The organism is Psychromonas sp. Urea-02u-13 (genome assembly GCF_002835995.1).
GTDB lineage: Bacteria > Pseudomonadota > Gammaproteobacteria > Enterobacterales > Psychromonadaceae > Psychromonas.
In genome coordinates this window covers 73,599-90,839 of record NZ_PJBZ01000039.1, presented here as the reverse complement: position 1 = coordinate 90,839, position 17,241 = coordinate 73,599, and the positions used below count along the sequence as shown (strand labels likewise).

General features: G+C 39.4%; 14 protein-coding genes. 10 read left to right on the top strand and 4 right to left on the bottom strand.

Annotation, left to right across the window (positions count from 1 at the left end; genetic code table 11):
- The first annotated feature begins 5 nt into the window (after positions 1–5).
- The 10 genes from CXF74_RS02630 to CXF74_RS02585 all read left to right on the top strand — a co-directional run bounded on the left by CXF74_RS02630 (position 6) and on the right by CXF74_RS02585 (position 12,512).
- Positions 6–545, top strand: a complete 540-nt coding sequence (locus CXF74_RS02630; RefSeq protein ID WP_101080845.1) for a hydrolase — start codon at positions 6–8, stop codon at positions 543–545.
- A gap of 259 nt (positions 546–804) precedes the next feature.
- Positions 805–1,740, top strand: a complete 936-nt coding sequence (locus CXF74_RS02625; protein ID WP_101080844.1) for a helix-turn-helix domain-containing protein — start codon at positions 805–807, stop codon at positions 1,738–1,740.
- Positions 1,741–1,891: 151 nt separating this feature from the next.
- Positions 1,892–2,467 (top strand): hypothetical protein, encoded by a 576-nt coding sequence (locus CXF74_RS02620; protein WP_101080843.1) that lies wholly within the window; start codon positions 1,892–1,894, stop codon positions 2,465–2,467.
- Positions 2,468–2,603: 136 nt separating this feature from the next.
- Positions 2,604–5,468, top strand: coding sequence for a hypothetical protein (locus tag CXF74_RS02615; protein ID WP_101080842.1), 2,865 nt, complete (start codon positions 2,604–2,606; stop codon positions 5,466–5,468).
- 399 nt (positions 5,469–5,867) lie between these two features.
- Positions 5,868–6,440 carry a hypothetical protein gene (locus tag CXF74_RS02610; RefSeq protein ID WP_101080841.1) on the top strand — a complete coding sequence of 191 codons (573 nt, stop codon included), beginning with the start codon at positions 5,868–5,870 and terminating at the stop codon, positions 6,438–6,440.
- Between the two features lie 13 nt (positions 6,441–6,453).
- A complete protein-coding gene (locus tag CXF74_RS02605) occupies positions 6,454–7,002 on the top strand; it encodes a hypothetical protein (protein WP_101080840.1) in 549 nt (182 codons plus the stop codon).
- Positions 6,999–9,824, top strand: a complete 2,826-nt coding sequence (locus CXF74_RS02600; protein WP_101080839.1) for a CS1-pili formation C-terminal domain-containing protein — start codon at positions 6,999–7,001, stop codon at positions 9,822–9,824. The genes CXF74_RS02605 and CXF74_RS02600 overlap by 4 nt, the downstream gene beginning before the upstream one ends.
- 3 nt (positions 9,825–9,827) lie before the next feature.
- Positions 9,828–10,556 carry a hypothetical protein gene (locus tag CXF74_RS02595; RefSeq protein ID WP_198552756.1) on the top strand — a complete coding sequence of 243 codons (729 nt, stop codon included), beginning with the start codon at positions 9,828–9,830 and terminating at the stop codon, positions 10,554–10,556.
- A gap of 1 nt (position 10,557) precedes the next feature.
- Positions 10,558–11,592, top strand: a complete 1,035-nt coding sequence (locus CXF74_RS02590; RefSeq protein WP_101080837.1) for a hypothetical protein — start codon at positions 10,558–10,560, stop codon at positions 11,590–11,592.
- On the top strand, positions 11,589–12,512 hold the full coding sequence (locus tag CXF74_RS02585) for an OmpA family protein (protein ID WP_101080836.1): 924 nt from the start codon (positions 11,589–11,591) through the stop codon (positions 12,510–12,512). Before CXF74_RS02590 ends, CXF74_RS02585 begins: the two co-directional genes overlap by 4 nt.
- Positions 12,513–12,632: 120 nt before the next feature.
- On the opposite strand, the gene CXF74_RS02580 is transcribed toward CXF74_RS02585, so the two are convergent.
- The 4 genes from CXF74_RS02580 to CXF74_RS02565 form a co-directional block, all read right to left on the bottom strand.
- Positions 12,633–12,890: a DUF2999 family protein gene (locus CXF74_RS02580; RefSeq protein WP_101080835.1), complete on the bottom strand. Its 258-nt coding sequence runs from the start codon at positions 12,888–12,890 to the stop codon at positions 12,633–12,635.
- Positions 12,891–13,328: 438 nt separating this feature from the next.
- Positions 13,329–14,303, bottom strand: a complete 975-nt coding sequence (locus CXF74_RS02575; protein WP_101080834.1) for a glucokinase — start codon at positions 14,301–14,303, stop codon at positions 13,329–13,331.
- 131 nt (positions 14,304–14,434) lie between these two features.
- Positions 14,435–15,241, bottom strand: a complete 807-nt coding sequence (locus CXF74_RS02570; protein ID WP_198552755.1) for an endonuclease/exonuclease/phosphatase family protein — start codon at positions 15,239–15,241, stop codon at positions 14,435–14,437.
- A 365-nt stretch (positions 15,242–15,606) separates the two neighbouring features.
- Positions 15,607–17,235, bottom strand: a complete 1,629-nt coding sequence (locus CXF74_RS02565; protein WP_101080833.1) for a PTS transporter subunit IIBC — start codon at positions 17,233–17,235, stop codon at positions 15,607–15,609.
- Between the last annotated feature and the right edge of the window lie 6 nt (positions 17,236–17,241).

The window sequence follows — 17,241 nt, the reverse complement described above, 5'->3', positions numbered from 1 at the left end:
CTTTTATGTTAAGCAAAGAAAATACCGGGCTTATCGTTGTTGATATACAAGGTAAATTAGCGCGTTTGGTACATGAGAGTCAGAGCATGATTACGCATTGTGAAAAACTAATTAAAGGTGCACAGGCATTAGGGTTACCGATCATTCTCCTTGAGCAAAACCCAGATAAACTGGGCGCTACCGTTGATCAGCTAAGCCCTTTATTAACTGACAATACGGCCATCAGTAAATTTAGCTTTAATGCTTGTGATGAAGCTAAATTCATCGAGGTCATCAGTGCAAAGAAAATAAATACCTGGTTGCTTTGTGGCATTGAAACCCATATTTGTGTTTATCAGACCGCACTCGGTTTGTTGCAGCGTGGTTATCAAATACAATTAGTGAGCGATTGCACCTCTTCTCGTACTTTAGAAAACAAACAACTCGCTATCAACGCATTAGTAAATAAAGGCATTGATATTACCGGAGTAGAAATGTGTTTGTTTGAACTGCTAAAAGATTGTCGTTCTGATAGTTTTAAAGAAATTCTTAATCTTATTAAGTAGTTAACAGGTGCATATTACATTGTCGCCTGATCATCCCTCTTTTTAGCTGTTTTTTATGTTTATAAAAACGTGACAAGACAAACAAATCCTTCTATTTTTTTACCTTTATTAAATGCAATTACGCCCATAACCCATTAAAAATCAGAATCTTATTTAACTAAGTATTTGCCAACATAGCCTCTGGTGCTGGGTTTCTTTGCCCATACTTGTTAGAATTTAACTAAATCAAAATTTGATAACTAATGTCACAGAGAACTCAATGGAATTATCCACTTTATTACAACAAATACGGACAGAGTTAAGCCTGACTCAAGCAGACATGGTCGAACAGCTTTCTTTATTTGATGTGAACTTTGAACACCTTGATTTAATCACTTATAGCCGTTGGGAACGTGGTGTTTCTATGCCATCAACACTGCGTATCGTGCACCTTTTAGGCTTTGCTCACTATGATAAAATAAGTTATTTACTGAAGCTAAACCTGAAGCTCTCGGAAACAAAAATAAATAACTTTCAAAAGTTAGCCGATGCGCATTCCCAAGAAGAAGAAGTTTTATTACGATCTTTTTACCCTGTTGATAACCCCGTTTATATTCGTTATAACGCAGAGAATCCACTCGAGGATGTTAAGCAACTGAAAAAAATCAATGCTGCCACTGCGCGTATCTTTGACCTACCAGAAGTAAATTTAACCGATAGAATAGCGGCAGCCATCGCGTTACAAAAAAGCAACAACCTATTTGTTGTTACCTGCGAAGATGAAGATCAACGATTATGTGCTCATTCCTTGCATTCAGTCCATGATAGCAATGATAAAGCGCTGTTAGTTTCTGATATAAAAGGTTTTTATAAGGTGCCTCGCAGTCAATCCGTTAGCAAGGATAAGTTCCTCTTTGCACATACTTTTAGTCGTTTTAATTTCGATTGGTGGTTATATAACTGTTATTGCATGTTAGATATCATTTGTAATGATATGGATATTAAAGAAATTATTTCTATTGTTCTGAATAAACACATGGCTAAAATTCATAAAAACATTGGTTTTAAACTCATTAAAAAAATACCCACAGAAAAAGAACATATTAATGGCCAACCTAAAATAATGTCCATTCAGCGTGAGGAATTTTTATCAAACCATGGCGTAATTAGCTGGCTGAAAAAGCACCCTGAATTAGTTAATAGCAAAAAAAATTAGTCGCTCACCAGTATTACGACCGCTTAACCAGCCTGATTTAGATAGGCATTGTTGCCCCTCGTATTTTCAACAACGCCCTGTCGTTCAAAAAAATAAAACTTACACTAGCCTCTTAATTTTTATTTCTATCTAATAACATGAGAGGCAAGTTATGAAACTCAAATTAGCTGTTTTTATCACCTTAATGAACCTCAGTGGTATTGCATTAGCAGCCCCTAATAGTGCAACTAATACATTACACTGGAAAGGGATCACCCCTTCTATTTTACCCAGTGATTCAGTGATTATTACCGGCCCTAATGGCGTTATCCCTTATGCTGATTCAGCAGGTTTAGTGATAAAAGATAGTAGCGGTGTATTTAGCTCGGATAATATTGCCTTAGAACTGCATTACCGTAAGTGCCAAAACGGCGATAGTGGGGGTGATTGTGAAGCACAGCAGACCATTCTGACTGATGATATAAATGCCGTTGGTGATATTATTAATGATGCCAGCTGGACCATGAACTCTGTTGAAACCGTCATAGGCACACAGCAAACTGCATATCCTTTTACCTGGACTGAAGTGAAAATGAATGGGGTCACTATGGATAAATCCACGCCGATTACTGCCACTTCTGGCACGGTTATTTTTAATACTGAAAATGCTGTTGCAATGGGCTCTGCGTTAGCGGTAGGTCAGAATATCGAAGTGCATACCGTGATTAGCTCTTCAAAAGCGATTTAGGGTTATGACTAGAATAGATAACTAGGCATAGTTAAACTTTGCTTTAAAATCTCGCCCTGTTGATAATTATTGACTCAGTTACTATCTGTAAATTGCAACTCTTTGAGTTGGTTTATTGATATGACTGAGGTAGATAATGACAAAATTATTAAAGCACTTTACAGTATTAATTTTCCTGGCTGCGCTATTCGGTTGTAACAGCGAATCAGGCTCAAGCACACAGCCCGTCCCTGAGCCAACACAACCACCAACTCCCGTCATTGTTAAGAACCCTGTTTATGCAGTCGATTTTGTAAAAAATGCCCGTGCCAATAAAGCCGGTCAAATACTCAATTTTAACTTCTCTAATTTTGTCGGCTCTAGCGCGCATAAAAACCTCACTCTCAGCCACATTGAAGTATTAACAGACTCTGAATTATGTGTGCTAGAAAATCAGCAAGCAGCGCAATTAAGTTTTGCTATCAAACCCATGCGCTCAGGCAGTTGCGATTTAGCCTATACGGTCTCCGATGGAAATAACCAAGCAACGGCGTTTGCAACAATCAGTTTTTCAGTGCCACAAGGTTCGTCAGACAATCAAGATGATCAAACAGACGACAGCCCCAAAAATGCCACCAGCAAAAAGTCTTCAAGCAAAGCCGGTCAGTTTACTGACATCAGCAAAAGCGTCACGGTAGATACCAATCTCCTTTTTAATATTCAAGATGAAATCAGCAGTGAATTATTAAGCCTCACTAATCCGGAATTTATCTCTTCCACCATTGTGCAAGGCAGTGGTGTGGCTAATTTAGATGACATGGGTAATTTTATTTATGACCCAACAGAAATTGGTTTAACCGTAGTCAGTTATGCGGTAGTTGATGAATTAGACATTGTAAAAACCGGCCGTATTAATATCGATGTGTCAGGTGATAGTAATAATGCGCCGATCACCAGCGATGATACCTACGCGCGCTTAGTACCCGTGGGTGAAACGATCACAGTGGATATTATGAATTTTTCTGGCTCGCCATTAGTGAGTGATGCAGAAGGTGATGCGATTCAATTAGTCTCAGTACAAGCGATGGGCGCAAATGTGCAACTTAGCGATAGTAATGATGTGACGAATACCTCTTTTGAATTTAGCCCCATCGACGACGGCGAATTTGTGGTGAATTACAGTGTTTACGATCATCAATTAAATGGGGTGAGCACAGGTCAAATAACCTTTCATACCGGCGAAGTACGACAAGGCCAAATTGAGTTTTCTTATAATGGCTTTATCAAACTTTTTAGTGATGGTGGATTAGGCGCTGTGGGCCGTAATACCCTTATGAAACCCTTTAAAGAAGATCTGCTACCGTATATGCAAAATAATGGTTTATATGCCACCGCGCTAGATAATATTGGCTTTGGTAATTACCGCATTGATATGAGCAGTGAAGACGGCAGTGAGAATCGTATTATTTTATTTAGTGCGCTGAATGCACTGCAACCCACCGACACCTTAATTGATTTACCGGCAACCGACCGTGTTTATTACGGATTGACCTATAACGATCGTAGCTTGGGTTATGGTGGCGTTATTTATATCGTCAACCAAGCAAATGAAGCACGCGCGGTTAATCAAATCTATGGCACGAAGAACCTCTGTTATGCCGATTTTACGGATCTATTTAATAACCAGCATTTATCCGGTGTTGAGTCTGTGGAAAGCTTTGGTATCACTTCTGCTGTGGTGCATTTTGATAATGGTAAGTCTACCTACTATGGTATTGATTGTGCTGTAAAGGATACTCCAGCTACGCTGATTAAAACCGACTTCTCGCCCTTTAAAGAACTAGCATTGCAATGCTGGAATGCGGGCACACATGGCTCTTTTTATTGCCTAAAAGCCAACACGGGTTCGTGGGGGCAACAAAAACCTTTTTACCGATTTAAATCTAAAAAAGACACAAGCACTAACTTCTATTTAAACTTTGTTGATAAGATGAATGACAAAAAAGAAACGGTCATTAAATCTACGCAAACCACCACCGGCATCGCGGCCCTCACCAAACAAGGTGTCTTATACGCTTTGTTTAACGGCAGTAGAAAAAATGGTGAACGCTATCAGTTTAAAGAGGTTGCACAGAAGGTAAACGACTACCAGCAAGGGCCTAATTTTATTAGTTATATGTTTGGTGACAAAGCCAATTTAAAATTAGCCGGTTATGCACAATACCATATTGAGAAAAAACCCAATGGTGATCCGGTCGATTTAACCCTCAATTTTGGCAATATTAGTGATAGAGACAAAGGCAAGGTCCTGTTTTATGAAAACACCTCTAATGCGGTAATGGTATTACTTGAGAACCATCGATTATACAGCCTAACCAGTGCTGGTTTTCACGAAGAAGAAAGAGCGCATAGCACCAATATTATCGGTGATGCAGCCAACTCTTATGCCAGCCTGACTGCCACTTCTGGCCAAGGTAAAAGCACCTATTTTAGCCGTGATGACAAAACGGATAACAGCAACCACTGGCGCTTTATTAACCCGCTCAAACGGGTTGATAAAGTCTTTGAGTGCAACATTGATACAAAAAACATTACCTACCCTTATATTATATCGGGTTGTACTTACATCGACTTTAAAATGAATGGCGCGGTTGTGCCTCAATCGGACTCAGGGGTGAGTGTTTATCCTCCTGATAGGTTCGATGATAAACCGGGGTTAATCGATTTAACGGACTTAGATAATGATGGTTTCTCAACACAACAAGAGGTAGCTGAATGTTTAAAATATCCAGAGAGTTACCAAGCAGACAGAGTTGAATATTGCTCACAACCGGTACTTTCTGACAGTGACGGCGATAGTGTTGGTGATGAGTTAGAGTTTTTATATAAGGATACCTATAACGGTAACCACTACAGCCCTTACAGTCATATTATCGGTAACTATAAAAATAATCATGCGGATCGCATTGATGCCGAGAAAGATATTAATAACAACGGTATTTTTGATAAATACGATATTTAAACGATTTTATACCGTGCGCTTAATTGAAATTAGACCAAGTAAAAAGACCAAGCACATTAAATTTACTTGGTATTAGTCAGTTGTTATCTGCCTTAATACGTTAAGGCGACTAAATAGTTAAGCGTATCGGTATTACCCACAATTTATTTTGTGGTTTTTTTATTACTTAAAAGGATTTTTCATCATCATCAAAGACCTACCATCAAGCTAGATACACACTACCTGCCAGCACAATAGACTTATTAACAAATGGTTAACAGGTAGGCATTTCTATTTTTTGAATTTCAAACGTGACCTGTCTCACAAAACATCACACCTTTATCATAGTTATCAAGCTTAGCTAACGCAGTTTTATGCAGGTTAAGCGGCTTAATTAACTCTAACTGATAAAGGTTCACTATGAAAAACAAACTACTATTACCAATCATTTTATTAACAGCCTCTGCTTCTGTATTAGCGGCATCAACTGATGCAACAACAACATTACATTGGAAAGGCATTGTGCCATCAGTCGCACCGGGTGAGTCAGTGATTATTACAGGCCCAGGTGGCGCATTACCTTACGCAGACTCTGCAGGCTTAGTAGTAACAGATACATCAGGTCAATTCACTTCAGATAAAATTTCCTTAGAACTACATTACCGCGCTTGTGATGATGGCGTTACTGTTGGTAAATGTGCAGAAGGTAGTGCCTTTGTTACAGGCGAGTCTGCAGATGCTGTTGGTGACCTAATCAGTGATGCTTCTTGGACAATGAGCATGTTAGATACTGTGATTGGTACCACTGACACATCAGCGCTAGGCACTGTTGTCAATATGGACGGCGTGGCAATGACACAAGCAGTACCTATTGAAGCAACAGCAGGCACAGTGACTTTCACCACAGAAAACGAAACAGTTGCAGATGCGCCTTTAGCGGTTGGTCAAAACATCGAAGTTCACTCTGTTATCAACTCATCTAAAGCGATCTAATTTAGAGGTGAATATGAAGCGTTCTCAAGCCCTTTTTTTGCATCCTTTGCTCATCTTTACTCGCTTACTTTTAGTGAGTACCAATGTGCATGCGCTTGCAGACGCTTCATCATTACAGCAACAATTTCGTGTTGATACCAACATCGAGTTAGCCCAGTTTTTTGACCGCAATATCATTAAGTTTGAATTTGTGAAACAAAACTGGGAGCTCGAATTCGATGCAGCAAATTACCAATTCAAGACTATTTCAGATCAATTACAACTAGCAACCTCCATCAGCGAATCTGATCCTGTGGATAGCTTTGCTTTGACACTCGTTGAAAACCAATCGCAGTGTTACGACAGCACTGGCGCAGAAACCGCTACTAAAGACTTCTCTACTGTCTGGGTAGACGGAAAACAGATGCTAATGGGCGATACCTTCATTAACGAAGACTTAGATGAATTAGATATGCAGGGGAAAACGCGCAGTTTAGACGTTGACCTTTCTTTCGACCCGCTTAACTACGGTGACGATAACTGTAGTGGGTCTATCCAAATGAGTGTGGAGTTAGAGATATGAAAATTAAATGTCTAATCATCGCTTCATTACTTTTCAACATCAGCCTAAGCATTGCCTCTATACAAAGTGAAGGCATTATTATTCCCGATGAATTTGCTTCGTTATACGAAGGCAGCCAAGAACAGTTCACTTTTGAAATGGCCAGTGCGCCAGAGATGTTAACTATCAGCGTGATGTCAACGCCAACATCAGCCACTTTAAATGCCACCAGCATTAATAAAGTAGAAAATTACCTGCTACAAAATAATATTAAAAAACAGCAAGTCAGCGCCATTATTAATGCCATGCAAAACAATATGACCAATGACAGCGCCTGCCACGGTAAAGTCGCAGAGTGCAGCATGATCCCGGAAACCTTTGCGTTTTCATTTGATTATGAACTCAAACACATCACTTTTTTTGCGAATAATAAGCTATTAGACAAAAACAAAACGAGCCATGTTTTCCATGATTCAGATAACAACCTATACGGTTTTATTAACAATATGGACTTTAATTATCACTACTTTAGCGACAGTGGCTCATCACTTATTCTGCGTGATAAAAGTTTATTAGGCCTTAAATACGGCAATATGAGAAGCAGCCTTTACCTTGATAGCGCCTCTAATGATTTAGACGTTGAACAGTTATCTTACGATTATGAATTTCAAAACCGTCGCCTTCAAGTGGGTCATTTCAAATACGGTTATGAGCAAAACAGCACCTCTTTTTTAGACTTAACGGGTAGCTATTCACAAGAAGTGGTGAGTTACGCTTCCTCTAACAACTTAATCAGCGGCGGCAAACAAAATAGCCGTAGCTTGTATTACTTATTACCCAATCAAGGTCGTATCGAGGTTTACCGTGAAGGTAATCTTATTTACAGCAAAAATGTCGATTCAGGCCAACAAAGCCTCTCTTTTCGTGAACTACCTTATGGCTCCTACATGGCCACTATTGTTGTTATCTCAGGTGGCCGTGAGTTATTAACAGAAAGACAGCAAATATTTAATAACAATGCCTTTTCACTCAACCAAGGTGAGTATGACTTTAGTTTTGCAGCGGGTTTATTAAATGATCGTTACGAAAAAGAGAATAAAAGAAACAATGATTCAAGCGCATCATTCGACATCAACAAACCACGTTATGACCTGTGGTTAGACAACAATAGTTTTGCCGAAGCAAAAGGCACGTACCAGTTATTCGACAGTGCCTTAATAGGCGCGCGTTTATTGTCTAATGTCGATAATACCATGGCAGAAATAGGCATTAAAAAATCCTTTGCTACGCAGATAAGCAGCGATGTGAAATACGCTCTTTTTGATAACGGCAGCCAGTTTTTATCAGCCGACACCAATATTTATAACGTTGGTGTGGGTTACGAGCAATACCGCTCTGCAGACTCAGAATACAGCTTAGATAATTACATGTTATCCAATATTGGTTACCGCCGTTTAAGCGTCAATGTATCTGCCAATATTTATAGCGGTCAAGGTTACCTGTTATTAGTTAATAACAACATTGATCTCGCCAATAGCCAACATCAATACGTCGACCAAAGCGATTACTGGTCGGTGAGCGCTGGTTATTCTCATGCTTTTATCGCCAACTCAACATTAAACTTTTCAGCGACTTACCAAAATGAAGAATACCGCTGGAGCAAAAACGATTGGTACGCAGGAATTCTTTGGTCTGTGCCTTTATCAACAGATTGGAGCGCTAACTCATCAATGAGTTTAGGTCACCAAGGGGTAGAAGAGTTCCGTAATAGCCTGACTAATAGCCAGCAAGTAACTGATAACTTATCGGTGAATACTGAAGTGGGCGTGACTTATACCGGTAGCGATGCAGAACGTTATGCCAGTACCGATATCAGTAGCTCAGCAAACTACCAGCACCGTGCATTCACGGCCGACAGTTATGCTTATTTAAGCTCTGATGGCACTAAATCGCTCAATGCGAACTTATCCACAACACAAGTTATCTCTAATACGGGCAAGGTTTATATCACCGCACAGAAAAGTGATGCCTACGTGGTCGTTGATGCCAACAACCAGCAAGAAGACGATAGTCATCGTGGTTTGTTATCTGTTTATCACGAGCAAGAGCTGGGTTATAACGAAAACATTAACCAAGAAGACACGGTGATCGCGATTGATAAATACCAAGATTTTAACGTATTTTTAGATACTGAGTCTTCTAACTACATCAGTGATGATGAACACCAAACCAGTGGTTATGCCCTACCCGGCACAGTGATTAGTTTAGACATGGACTTAGTGAAAATTAAAACCTTCATTAGCTCCTTTGATGATCTTAATAACAACGCAATCTCAGAAGTTAAATGTGCAGGTGAAGGTTGTGTCGATATCGAGAAAATTGAGCAAGGTGTTTTTAAAGTCTCAGTGATTGCAGGCAGTGATTATGGATTGTATTCACAACAACAAATTTGTGTCACACCCAGCTTAGACAGAAATTCAAGCACCATTAGTAACTTGGGTAATAACTATTGCCTACCAGGATTACAACAAGGAGGCGCTTGGTCATTGGCTAATAACGATAACCCAGCGATACAGCTCAATGGTAAAAAATATTACTTTTTAGGCTCCTTTGATAACGCAGCCGATGAAAACACGGATGGTGATGCGGATTATCCACAAACCGTTAAAAAATTAACAGCCGCAGGTATTGAAACACTGTCTCGTGAAGTGGGTAACCGCCAATACCTGTATGTCAGCAATACAGAAATGCTAACGGCACAACAGCAAACATTATTAAATGAATTAAGCCTGTACGCCTTAAGCACTATCGAGAAAAACAACTTTACACAGAATTGGGATTAAATAATGAAAATAATGAAACAGCTTTTAATGATGTGCTTAATCATCAACATAACACCGGTATCAGCAATGGCGATTAGTAGCTTAATGCTTGCGAATGCGGACGATCAAGCGGGTATTTTAACCCTTGATAATACCGATAATATTACTTATTTCTTAAAGACCTCGGTGTCTAAAGTAGAAATTAAAAATAACCAAATTATTAAAACACCGTACACACGAAAAAATTTAGATCGCTGGCAGATAGCCACTAAACCTTCAAAATTAGTGATTGAGCCAAACATGGTGAAAGACATTCAAATTGAAAGTATCTGTGGCAACAAATGTGACAGAACGGTGGACCAAGTGTTTCAAATCCATATTCAACCGGTTTCTTATAGCAATGAAGGCGAAGAGCAATCAAACATCAGCATGTTATTTGGTTTTGCGCCCTACTACATTATTCCAGCTAAAGAGAGCAAGGTTGAGTATCAAGCAAGTTATGACGGCAAAAATATCACCGCTAAAAACAGTGGTAATACCATGCTCACATTACTCATTGATCAGTGTAAAAATAATGTTCAAGAAGAGAGTAATAAAAAACCAGCCTTGTGTAAAACCACGTTCACCTTACTCGCGGGTAGAACACGCATTTTACACCTGCCTAAAGAACTACAACGTGACAACCTTGATGTGATCATGCTTAACCACGATGAAACATTCAAAGAAGAGATCACACTAACGCAAGGGGAATAATATGCGCTACCTATTACTGCTATGTTTATTAAGCCTTAATGCACATGCATTTACTATTAACGGCAAGCTGACCGGCGAAAAACTAGATTGGTTTAATGCCAGCAGTGATGGTCAATACCTCACACCGAATTATTGGTTCAAACCGGGTAATCTACCTAAAACAACAGCTTGGGTTCCGGGGACTTTTACCTCAATGACAGATCTTTATATTGAGCTCAGTAGCGGTAATGAACATGTTTCTGTGCCACTGACCTTAAGTGGCGTGAATTATCAGACTAACCCAATATGGGAAAGCAGCTGGTATTCAGATATTTATCCAAGCTGTAATGAAACAAAATTATCTTCCATTGCGACAGTTAAACGCACGGCGGGTCATGGTTATTGTATTGCAGATAGTCGTCTTAATTACCAACAACCCGAAACACCTTTTACTGCCTTACAGCCCATTATTAAATTGGATAAAGCCGTGTTAATTGCCCAGCTTAAAGGCAAAAGCAAAGGTGTTTATTCTGGCACTGTGAGTGCAATTGCAAGTTATGGCTTCTTTGTGGATGCGTCACAAACGGTGAAAACCTACCGTAATATTCCCATTACATTTTCCGTGCAAATTGAATATAACCCCAGTGTTATCAAACGCATTAACGTATTAGGCACAGGTCATATCGTGCCTAAATACGATACCAAGGCACATACAGTGAGTGGACAAACGGGTTTTAAAGTATCGGCATTAGGTTATTTTGAAAATGGCCTGACCTTTCGCTTAATCAATAAAAAGACCAATGATTACACCTTAAAACCAGTGAACAGTGGATCAACCTCTATCCCGTATAGCATCACTTGCAAAGGCTGTAGCTCAGGTAGTCAATTAGTGAGTAAGGGTAAACTGGTGGATGATGGAAAAGCCGAAATCACTTCACCGGATTCAACACTTATCCCGTTTACCCTCGGTGTCAATTACGACAATATCTCAGTCAAAGATGTTGAAGAAAGCAGTTATGCCGACCATTTCACGGTGATGTTTGAGGTGACCCTATGAAGCGTTTATATCTATTAACCCTGTTATTACTCTATTCAGGTTTTACCAGCGCAGAGTCGTTATATAACGATCACGGCTTTTATCTGGGCGGAAAATTAGGGGCAACACTCATTGATATAGAGAACAAAGCTTCTGATGATAATAATCAGCCCGATAAAGACCCATCAACGGCAAGCATGGGTGTACTACTAGGTTACAATATTAATCATTTTTTCGCCGTAGAATCAGATGTAAATTACCTAGGAAAATTACAACGAGGCCCTGACAGTGGCAACTTAATGGTTTTTTCAACGTATTTAGTAGGCCGTTATTACCTTTCAGACAGAGCAGCTGTTTACGCAAAAATTGGTAATAGTTTTATGGATAACGATTTAAATCTCAGTGGCGGTATTGGTTTAAAATACCAAATTTCGAGCAAATGGGAATTAGACACCGGTTACCGTCTGATTGGTGATGTGCCTAATGTGGAAGATGATTTATATGAGTTTAGCGTCGGTTTAAATTACAAATTTGGCGTCACACAAAAATCCGATAAAGTAGTAGCACCACCTGCATCGGTCATTGTGCCTATCACCATCAATAGCAGCACACTGTTTAAATTTGATAGTGCAGAAATTCGCGATCCCAGTGCATTAGCTAAATTAGCGAAAAAAATGCGTATGAGTCAAGAAGCAATCAGTGTGGATATCGTCGCTTATACCGATAACAGTGGCCCAGCAGCTTACAATTTAAAACTTTCTAAAAAACGCGCGCTGGCCGTTCGAGATTATTTTATTAGCCAAGGGGTGCATGAAGAAGCTATCAATACCGGTTGGAAAGGTGAAGATAATCCGATTGCTTCTAATAAATCCCGTGCGGGGCGCATTAAAAACCGTCGTGTTGAAGTGATTTATATTAACAACGATGTGGTCTATCAATAATCGTAGCGCAATAAGTTAAGCATATAGGTAGCAGGTAGCAGAGGTAGACAGAGAGTTGCTAAGAGGGTGAAAGGTAAGACAGAAAGCCGTAACAACCGGCTTTCTCATATTAACCGCTGTTTATTGGTTTTCTTGTAATTTTGCTTTTGCTTCTTCAACTTTTGCAAAGTCTAAACCTAACTCTTCAACCGCTTGTTTAATCAAATCAGGGTTAGTCATTACCATCATCATTAACGCTTGTAATTTCTCTTGTGGGATACCTAATGTCGTAATGATAGCCATTGCGCCAAGCGGATTTTCCGTTAATGCTTGAAAAACTTCTACAATTTTCTGATCACTAACATCGTGATCTTTTAACGTTTGGATAATTGGATTCATGGGTCATATTCCTTATTAATAGTGCGCACAATCTACGCTATTCACGGCAAATGTAAAATATCATCATAATTTGTGTGCCTTAGGTTAAAAAATTAGCTCTATTTTTCATGGTTTGCAGAATTAGCAACAGAGGCAAGCCTAAAGGCTCACTTCCAAAATCATATTGGTAACGCGTTATTGGGAAGTGGGACTTTAGTCCTGCAGGGTCAGTTTTGCCTGACTCAATATAATCAATCAGTTCTAATCCTAAATGCGTCTGCAAAACGATTTAAAGGTTCGAGTTTATGGCAATTGCCCTCTGTGGCGACTTACACATATTTAAAAAATCCTCTCTCACTTTTTAATGAGAAAGGATTTTTATTAACAACGCAGATTCAACATTTACTGTGCATTATAAATTTAAGCAGCTAATAGTCAGCCCTATTGGTCATGAATATCTCACCCTAATGCATCATTATTTAATAAACCTAACTCTTGACGAAGATAAACACTCGCTCCCAATAACCCAGGGTTATTATGGGTAATTAAAAAAGTGGGAATAGATGATAGATACGCTTTAAAACGCCCTTTATCTTCAAAGAAATGCCTGAACTCGCTAGATTGAAATAACTCAACAAAGCGCGGTACAATACCGCCCGCGATGTAAACACCTCCTGTACAAGCTAGGTTTAATGCAAGGTTACCAGCAAAACTGCCCATAACTTGACAAAAAACATCCAGACTTCTCCGTGCCATATCACAACTGCCGTCTAATGCAGCTTTAGAGACCTCTTTCGGATGCTCAAATTTAACTTCACGTTTAGATAAAGCACAAAGACTCTGGTACAAATTAACTAAACCCTGCCCGGACAAAATACGCTCTGCAGAAACGTGACCAAATTGCGCTTGTAGTAAACATAAAATATCAGCCTGTTCTGGTGTATTAGCAGCGAAACTTACGTGTCCACCCTCACCCTCTAAACTGATCCATTTATCCGCCGATTTAATAATGTGTGAAACACCGAGCCCTGTCCCAGGACCAAAGATAGCCGTAACAGCATTCTCTTTACATTCACCACCACCGACTTGTATTTTTTCTACTGAAGAAAGAAAGGGTACCGCGAATGAAATTGCAGTGTAGTCATTGATGACATATAACGACGCTAATTTTAATTTTTCTTTAAGTGCTTGCTTAGAAAAATCCCAACTTAAATTGGTCATCACAACATGATCATTTTCAACGGGACAAGCAATACCAATACAAAGGTGTTTCACTTCACCTTGTAATATTTCAAAGTATTGAGTCAGTGCAACTTCAAGTGTTATAAATTCGGCACAAGCAAATTCATTTAATTGACTCAACTCCCCCGTTTTAACATCACAAACAGCAAGTCGGATATTTGTACCACCAACGTCAGCAACAACAGATAACATTTTTTCTCCTTGAATAATTTATAGTTATAGCAAATATGATTCATAAACATGCGATGAGTTCTAAAATAAACAAACCTATTATTAATTTCATGGATACACTCTTTGCAAAGCAATCAATGAGTTAATAAAAACTAAGCAACTTCCACTTCAACCAACACCCCAAAGTGATCCGACACAATCGGATAAAAATCGTTATTAAAAATCGTCTGATGCTGCTTTACCACAACCAATTGATTACTAAGAATCAAATCAATCCGTAAAGCCTGGCTATTGTGTTGCCAACCATCAATATTTTTAATCACAGTGGTACCAGCATCTTTTTTTTCTGCCATCTCATAACAATCAATTAAACCGCGCTGTAATACATAATCATAACCTTCATTGCGTATATGACTCGGGTTATTGAAATCACCTAATAGAAAGCTCAACCCTGTTGATAATGTCGCCGTGATACGCTTGATATGATCCTCAAATGGGCTCTCTGAGTCATTCCACCAGCCGCAATGACAATTATAAAAATCGAATTCACCTTGTTGAGAAGCCACTTTAATACGCACTGCTCGTCGATGTTTCCAAAAACTCACATCATAGTTATCATTTAAATCAATGACCTCATGTTCAAGAATGGGCAGTCGCGTCAAAAATGCTAACCCCTCTTGATATACTTCATAACTTTGGTGAACAAAATCCCATGTAAGTTGGTAGTGATGACCATGCTCCGCCAATTTTTGCTGTAATAAATAACCATAGTTATTAGCTAGCACGGGATGATTACTTAATATACTGGCATCAACGACCGAGCTATCTTGGCATTGATTAACCTCTTGTAATGCAATCACATCACACCCTTGTTCAATAATGGCTTGCGCGACTATATCCAACTTTTCTAACTGTTTATCTTCTTGCCAACTGTGGGTATTTAGCGTCAATAACTTCATTTATTATTCGCTTATTTAAATGTACGGAGATAAAAACGCAGCATCAATACTGCGTTTATCGATATTGTTCACTTGTTATTTACAGCTAATATATACCCGTTATCATTCAAGTTGCTAAATTCAGCAAGCTGTGAGGTGAGCAGGTTCTAGGCAGAAAGCTGAAGGTCTAACTAGTTCAATCGAAGCTTTCTAACAACGAAGATGTTTGCCTCACGGCTTGCCCTACGGGTCGCTAGCTTGCAAACCAATTCAGCGTTGCAACACTCGATAAGGACTAGCCATTGTCATCATGTTGCGCCTTGCCTTGGTGTACAAGCTAGCGACTGAACAAAGCACTTTGAATGATAACGGGTATAAAGAACGAATTACGCAGGTTGTGCTGAAAACTTATCAAGTAACCTAGATTTAATCACATCCACTCCCGGACCATAAATAGCTTGTACCCCCTGCTCTTTAACCACTAATCCAAGTGCTCCCGTAGATTTCCATAACGAATATTCAGCAACCAATAGCGGATCATTAACCGTTATACGCAAGCGGGTCATACAAGCATCAATCTCAGCAATATTGTCACGCCCGCCTAAATTTTGAATAATAATGTCAAGCTTATCCTCTTGCAACATGGCTTCTGAATTTTCATCCAGATAGTTACCCATACGCCCCGGTGTTGGTAAATGAAACTTCACAATTAGCAAACGAAACAGTCCGTAGTTAACGACAAAGAAAACAATACACACCAACGCGAAACGAATTAAATCACCGCCTATGCCCGCTGAAATCATCATGGGTATACGAGTGAGTAATTCAATCAAACCAAAGGCATGTACACGTAGATCCATAACATCCACCAATGCAAATGCAATACCTGTTAACACCGCGTGTGCAACATACAACACGGGAGCAATGAACATAAACATGAATTCAATGGGTTCAGTCACGCCCGTTAATAACACGGCAAGACAGGCGGATAAAAACATCGGTTTATATTGCTTACGTTTATCATTATCAACACAGTGATACATCGCAAGCCCAATCCCAATCAATGATGACGCGGCTATAATGACTTGGCCCGCTTTAAAACGTGCTGGATGCACAGTATCCAATAAATGCTGGTAAGTTGCCGGATCGGATAATTTAAGATTATTTAAATCACTTATCCAAGCAAGCCATAATGGATCTTGACCATAAACGCTTGAACCCGCACTAGCCCCAGTCAAAAGCTCATAAGAACCACCCAACTCGGTGTAATTCATTGGAATTGTTAAGGTGTGATGTAAACCAAACGGCAGTAATAAACGCTCTAACGTGCCATACAAGAAAGGAGCTGTGATGGGTGCAGTATCTTTAGAGGTTGCAATCCATTGACCAAAATCATTGAGTGCACCTTGAATTAAAGGCCATACTATCGATAAACCAAATGCAATGATCACCGAATAGAAAATAACCACAAAAGGCACAAAACGCTTACCGTTAAAAAAGGCTAATGCCTCAGGTAACCGAGAGAAATCATAGTAACGGTTATATAAGTTGGCACCTAAATAGCCGGACATAATACCGATAAAAACACCCATATTTAGTGCAGGTGCGCCTAAAATATCAGTGAAAAATTGAGAGACAGGCAGCGCAGTTCCAAATAAACTCATCACAGTCGCCTGAGGGTCAATCAGCATCTCGCTATTTACGCCTAATATAACCCCAGTGGTACGGTTAATTAATATGAAAGCAATGAGCGCTGCAAATGCACCGCCTGCACGCTCTTTTGCCCACGAGCCACCAATAGCGACAGCAAATAACAGGTGAAGGTTAACAATAATCCCCCAACCTATATTTTCCATAATATAGCCTATTGTTTCAATAGCACTGATGCCACCAGCATACATTGCGACAACTTTACCTAGTGATATCATGATACCGGCTGCTGGCATCACCGCGATAACAACGATAAGTGATTTTCCAAATCGTTGCCAAAAATCAAATGATAGTAATTTACTCATAACTAA